The following is a 5,448-nucleotide window of genomic DNA, read 5'->3' as shown; positions in this document are numbered from 1 at the left end:
CGCCGGGCGTCTTCCAGGCCGTCGACCGGGTGGTGGAGGCCGGGCACGACCCCCGCCGGTTCGCCACCGACCTGCTGGACCGGCTGCGTGACCTCATCGTGCTGGACGCCGTGCCCGAGGCCGGCGGGGCCTGCGCCGGAGCCGGCCGGGCGGGCTCGCGCACCGGCGCCGGCACGGCCGCCGCCTCGGGGCGGCCGGCGTGCTCGCCGGCGATCGACATCCGCCGCTCCAGCCGCTCCAGGCGCTGCAGGGTGGCCGTGGCCGAGCCGTCGACCCCGGGCAGCAGCATCCGGGCGCAGACCAGCTCCAGCAGCAGCCGGGGAGCCGTCGTCCCGCGCATCTCGGTGAGGCCCTCGTGCACGGTGTCGGCCAGCCGGGACAACGTGGCGGCACCCAGCGCCTGGGCCTGCCGGCTCATCACGTCGAGCCGGTCGGGCGGGCTGTCGAGCAGGCCGTTGCCGCCGGCCTCGGGCACGGCGTCCAGCACGATGAGGTCACGCAGCCGGTCCAGCAGGTCGGTGGCGAACCGGCGGGGGTCGTGCCCGGCCTCCACCACCCGGTCGACGGCCTGGAAGACGCCCGGCGCGTCGGAGGCGGCCAGCGCGTCGACGGCCTCGTCGAGCAGCGCCTCGTCGGTGACACCGAGCAGGCCGACGGCCGACCGGTAGGTGACCCCCTCGGGGCCGGCGCCGGCCAGCAGCTGGTCGAGGATCGACAGCGAGTCGCGCACCGAGCCGCCGCCGGCCCGGACCACCAGCGGGAACACCGTCGGCTCCACGGTGACGCCCTCGGCCGCGCACGTCTTCTCCAGCAGGCCGCGGAGCGTGCTGGGCGGCACCAGCCGGAACGGGTAGTGGTGGGTGCGCGAGCGGATGGTCGGGAGGACCTTCTCCGGCTCGGTGGTGGCGAAGACGAAGACCAGGAACTCCGGCGGCTCCTCGACCACCTTGAGCAGGGCGTTGAAGCCCTGCGAGCTCACCATGTGCGCCTCGTCGACGATGTAGACCTTGTAGCGGCTGTGCACCGGGGCGAAGAACGCCTTCTCGCGCAGGTCGCGGGCGTCGTCGACACCACCGTGGCTGGCCGCGTCGATCTCCATGACGTCGATCGAGCCGGGGCCGTCGGGGGCAAGCGCGATGCACGAGCCGCACACGCCGCAGGGGGTCGAGGTGGGCCCCTGCTCGCAGTTGAGCGAGCGCGCCAGGATCCGCGCCGACGACGTCTTCCCACAGCCCCGCGGCCCGCTGAACAGGTAGGCGTGGTTGATCCGCCCGCCGTCCACGGCGTTCATCAGGGGTGCGGTGACGTGCTCCTGCCCGACCACCTCGGCGAAGGTCGCCGGACGGTACTTGCGGTAGAGCGCCAGAGCCACGAGGCGAGGTTACTCAACGGACCTCGTCCCCCTCACCACTCGCGAGCTCGCGGTGAGCCGCTGGACGAGGCCGACGCGACGTCACCGGGCCAAGTGCAGGAGGAACTCGACCGCGCCCTGGTCCTCGACCCGGACGAAGCCCAGGTTCGGTGGGTCGATCCCGTAGTCGTCGAAGGTCACCGGCACGGAGCCGGAGACGTCGATGCCCTCGGCGGTGCGGACCACGGAGATCTCGGTCTGCACCTGCTGGGTCACGCCGGCCAGGGTCAGCTCGCCGGTGACCGGCACGGTGACCGGGGTGCCGGTGACCTCCGGGAGGTCGGCCACCTCGATGACGGAGAAGGTCGCGGTGGGGTTCGCGTCGACGTCCATCACGTTGTCCCGGAAGTAGGAGTCACGGCGGCCGCTGTCGGTGGTGATCGAGGCGACGTCCACGGTCACGTCGGCGTCGGCGAGGTCCCCGTCGGAGACGACGACGGTGCCGGTGACCTGGTCGGTCACGCCGGCCACGGTGACGTCGGCGCCGTTGAGCACCTCGTCCACGCGGTAGCCCGCGGTGGAGCTCGGCGCGATGGTCCAGGTGCCGTCGGTGTCGGCCGCGAGCTCGACCTCCTCGGGCTGCGCCTGGACCGTCTCCGCTGGGGGTGCGTCCTCTGCGACAGCGGCGACGATCAACGGCCCGCCGATGGCCGCTGTGGCGACGACCGCCACGGCCCCGCCGGTGATCCACCAGGTGCGACGACTGGGCATGGCCACTCCCCCGCTCGAAGGTGAGTGCATTGCAGCGCACGGACCTGGGAGGAGCCTGGGAACCGTCGGGAGAAGAGAAAGGACCCCCCGCACACCCGCCAGAGCCCGCTTATCCTTGCTGCCTTCCGGCCCTGGGGAGGTTCACAGGGTGACGCCGCACGAGGGGTCGACGTCCACTGTAGAGGACGCGGCGGCGCCGGACGCCGCACCCGCCCGCCGGCACCCCCGTACGCTCCCGCCGCATGACCGGGCACACCCCTCAGCCCGGCCCGGCCTCCCCGTCCGCCCGGGGCTTCGTGCTCGTCGTCCTCGCTGCCCTCTGCTGGGGGACCGCGGGCATCAGCGGTGACCTGGTCGCCGACCGCACCGACCTCGACCCGCTGGACGTCGCCTGGCACCGGATGGCCATCGGCGCCGCCGCGCTGCTCGCCGTCCACCTGCTCGGTCGGCGCCGCGCGCCGCGGTCCGCCGTCCAGCCCGTCGCGTGGTCCCGGTCGCTGCGCTGGCGGCTGGCCGGCGTCGGCGCGGGGCTGGCGGCCTACCAGGCCGCCTACTTCGCCGCCGTGGCCACGGCGGGGGTGAGCATCGCGACGCTGGTCGCGCTGGGCCTGGCGCCGCTGCTGGTCGCCGTGGGCGCCGCCGCGCTGGGGCAGGGCCGCCCCGACCGGGCGACGGGGGCCGCCCTGGTCGTCGCGCTGGCGGGGCTGGTGCTGCTCGTGGGGGTCTCCGCGGGCGGCGACGGCGGGGACGCGGTCGTGCTGGGCGCGCTGGCCGCAGTCGGCTGCGCGGTCGCCTACGCCGCCGTCGTGCTGCTGTCGGCCGGCGCCCCGGCCGGGGTGCCGACGACGACGGTGGGCTTCACGGTGGGCGCCGTGCTGCTGACGCCGGTGGCGCTGGCCGCCGGGCTCGACCTCACCGCCGACCCGCTGGGGCTGGCGCTGCTGGTGTACCTCGGGCTGGTGCCGACCGCGCTGGCGTACGGGCTGTTCTTCACCGGGGTGCGGGCCGTGCCGGCCGCGGTCGCCTCGATCGTGACCCTGCTGGAGCCGCTGACCGCGACCGCGCTGGCGGCCGCGGTGCTCGGGGAGCGGCTCGCCCCGACCGCACTGGTCGGGGGTGCGCTCATGCTCGGCGCCGTGACGGCGCTCTACCTGCGGAGGATGGGAGATTCGAACTCCCGAGGGCTTGCACCCAACCCGCTTTCCAAGCGAGCGCCATAGGCCACTAGGCGAATCCTCCAGTGCGCGGGCCACTGTACCGGTCGGGTCCGCGGCGGTCAGCCGCTCCCCTCCACCCGAGCGGCCAGCGGGGCCGGAGAGTGGTTGAGTGATCTACGGGACGGCGACCGCCGCACGGACCGGACACCGGGAGGACCGACATGAGCAGCGCTGAACAGGTACGCCCCCACGTGGTCGCGGCGATCGTCACCGCACTGGAGGAGACCGACCCCAGCAACCTCCCGCCCGACGCCACCCGCGCCGAGAAGGACGCCGCCAAGGACCAGTACCTCTCCGGCCTGGTCGCCGGGCGGGCGCAGCGCGAGCGGCAGACCCGGGCGTGGGAGCTGCTGCTGACCCGCAGCCACGACGAGCCACCGAGCTGGCGACAGCTGTTCGACGAGCTGCCGCAGAGCTCGGTCGACCAGCTGGCCGACCTCTACGACGCGCTGCCCGAGGGTGCCCAGACCGAGTACGCGCGCCGGTACGGGGCCCCGGTCTCCGCCTGACGCGGGTAGGCCGGGTACGAGCAGGGCTGGGGTGACGGCGCCGGGCGCCCGGGTGGCCGGGCGCTACCTGCTGCGCTCCCGGCTCGGTGGCGGGGCGATGGGTGCGGTCTGGCTGGCTCGTGACGAGCTGCTGGGCCGGGACGTCGCGGTCAAGCAGGTGCTCATCCCGCTCGGCAGCGACCCGGAGGCGACCGCCGGGCACCGCGAGGCGGCGATGCGCGAGGGGCGGATCGCCGCCCGGCTGACCCATCCGCACGCCGTCGCCGTCTACGACATGGTCGACGACGGCGGGACGCCGTGGCTGGTCATGGAGTACCTGCCCTCCCAGAGCCTGGCGAGCGTGCTGGCCCAGCGGGGCACGTTGCCGGTGCAGCAGGTGGCCCAGATCGGCGCCCAGGTCGCTGATGCGCTGGTGGCCACGCACGCCGCCGGCGTGGTCCACCGGGACGTGAAGCCGGGCAACATCCTGATCGGCGAGGGGCCGCGCAGCGCCGGCCTGGTGAAGATCACCGACTTCGGCATCTCCCGGGCCCGTGGGGACGTCTCGCTGACCCAGACCGGCGTGGTCAAGGGGACGCCGGCCTACCTGGCCCCCGAGGTCGCCCGCGGACAGGAGCCCCGGGAGGCCAGCGACGTCTTCTCCCTGGGTGCGACGCTGCACGCCTGCCTGGAGGGGACCCCGCCGTTCGGGATGACGGAGAACCCGCTGGAGATGCTCCACCGGGTCGCCGGCGGGAACGTGAACCGCCCGCGGAACGCCGGGGCGCTCACCCGGCCGCTCCGGCGGATGCTGGACAACGACCCGGCGAAGCGGCCCACGATGTCGCAGGTGCGCGACCAGCTGGCCAAGCTGGCCGCCGGCCGGGACGGCGACATCACCGAGGTGCTCACCGCGCGCACGCCGCTGCTGCCGACGCTCGCCGACCTGCGACCGGTGTCCGCCGCGGAGCCGACCGGCCCGACGGGCGAACCCGCCGCCGTTCAGACCCCCACCACCGACTCCCCCGACCCTGACTCCGTCACCACCGGGTCCCCCGGCCCCGACTCCCTCAAGACAGGGTCCGCCGACCCCGACTCCCCGACCGCCGCGTCCGCCGCAGGGGCGCCCGCCGCCCGGTCGGCGCTCCCGGCCGACGCGGCGCCGCCCGCGGAGACGGGCGATCAGCCCGAGGCCACCGCCGGCCCGGGGGCCGGCAGCGCCACACCGGTGGCCGGCGCGGCACCTGCAGCCGACCGGCCTGCCTCGTCTGCCCCCGCGCCGCGCCGCGGTCGTCGCCGGTCCCGCGTGGTCGCCGCCGTCGCGGTGGTGCTCCTCGCCCTGTCCGGCACGCTCGGCGCGGTCTGGCTCAACGCCCGGGAGGACGACGGCGATGCGCCGTCGGCGACAGCCGACACCTCACCGTCGGCACCGTCGTCCTCCGAGCCCGCGCCGGCGACCGAGGAGGAGCCGGCGACCCCGTCGGAGACCCCGACCGTCCCCCCGGACCAGGGTGATCTCGTGCTGCTCTGCGCTGACGCTGCCGTCGCGCCCGGGGAAGGTCACCGGCATCGAGGCGGCGAGCGACCCGTCCTGCTCCCACAACGGCCCGCGACGGACGCT

General features: G+C 75.2%; 4 protein-coding genes, 1 tRNA gene, 1 other RNA gene and 1 pseudogene. 3 read left to right on the top strand and 4 right to left on the bottom strand.

What is annotated here, in order from left to right; genetic code table 11:
• From G5C62_RS25395 to ffs, 3 genes are all read right to left on the bottom strand, one after another.
• Nucleotides 1–1,372 (bottom strand): DNA polymerase III subunit gamma and tau (locus G5C62_RS25395; RefSeq protein ID WP_164703197.1); only part of this gene is annotated, 1,372 nt, incomplete at its 3' end.
• A gap of 81 nt (nucleotides 1,373–1,453) precedes the next feature.
• The gene (locus G5C62_RS25390; RefSeq protein ID WP_164703196.1) at nucleotides 1,454–2,122 is read right to left on the bottom strand and encodes a YceI family protein; all 669 of its coding nucleotides are present in this window, start codon (nucleotides 2,120–2,122) and stop codon (nucleotides 1,454–1,456) included.
• A 75-nt stretch (nucleotides 2,123–2,197) separates the two neighbouring features.
• An RNA gene (ffs, locus tag G5C62_RS25385) (signal recognition particle sRNA small type) lies at nucleotides 2,198–2,293 on the bottom strand.
• A gap of 71 nt (nucleotides 2,294–2,364) precedes the next feature.
• On the opposite strand from ffs, the pseudogene G5C62_RS25380 reads away from it, so the two are divergent.
• Nucleotides 2,365–3,210, top strand: a pseudogene (locus tag G5C62_RS25380) (EamA family transporter); the annotation flags it as partial.
• A 66-nt stretch (nucleotides 3,211–3,276) separates the two neighbouring features.
• Here G5C62_RS25380 and G5C62_RS25375 read toward each other — a convergent pair.
• Nucleotides 3,277–3,361, bottom strand: a tRNA-Ser gene (locus tag G5C62_RS25375).
• 139 nt (nucleotides 3,362–3,500) lie between these two features.
• On the opposite strand from G5C62_RS25375, the gene G5C62_RS25370 reads away from it, so the two are divergent.
• Nucleotides 3,501–3,848: a hypothetical protein gene (locus tag G5C62_RS25370; RefSeq protein ID WP_036336815.1), complete on the top strand. Its 348-nt coding sequence runs from the start codon at nucleotides 3,501–3,503 to the stop codon at nucleotides 3,846–3,848.
• A 31-nt stretch (nucleotides 3,849–3,879) separates the two neighbouring features.
• Nucleotides 3,880–5,448, top strand: a 1,569-nt coding sequence (locus tag G5C62_RS25365) for a serine/threonine-protein kinase (RefSeq protein ID WP_206330862.1), incomplete at its 3' end; no start/stop codon positions are given.

Source organism: Modestobacter sp. KNN46-3 (genome assembly GCF_011039295.1).
This window is presented reverse-complemented; position numbering and strand designations above follow the sequence as displayed.

Bases quoted from the DNA above. Each gene is read 5' to 3' on its own strand.
- G5C62_RS25390 (WP_164703196.1), bottom strand. From the start codon at position 2,122: ATGCCCAGTCGTCGCACCTGGTGGATCACCGGCGGGGCCGTGGCGGTC.
- G5C62_RS25370 (WP_036336815.1), top strand. From the start codon at position 3,501: ATGAGCAGCGCTGAACAGGTACGCCCCCACGTGGTCGCGGCGATCGTC.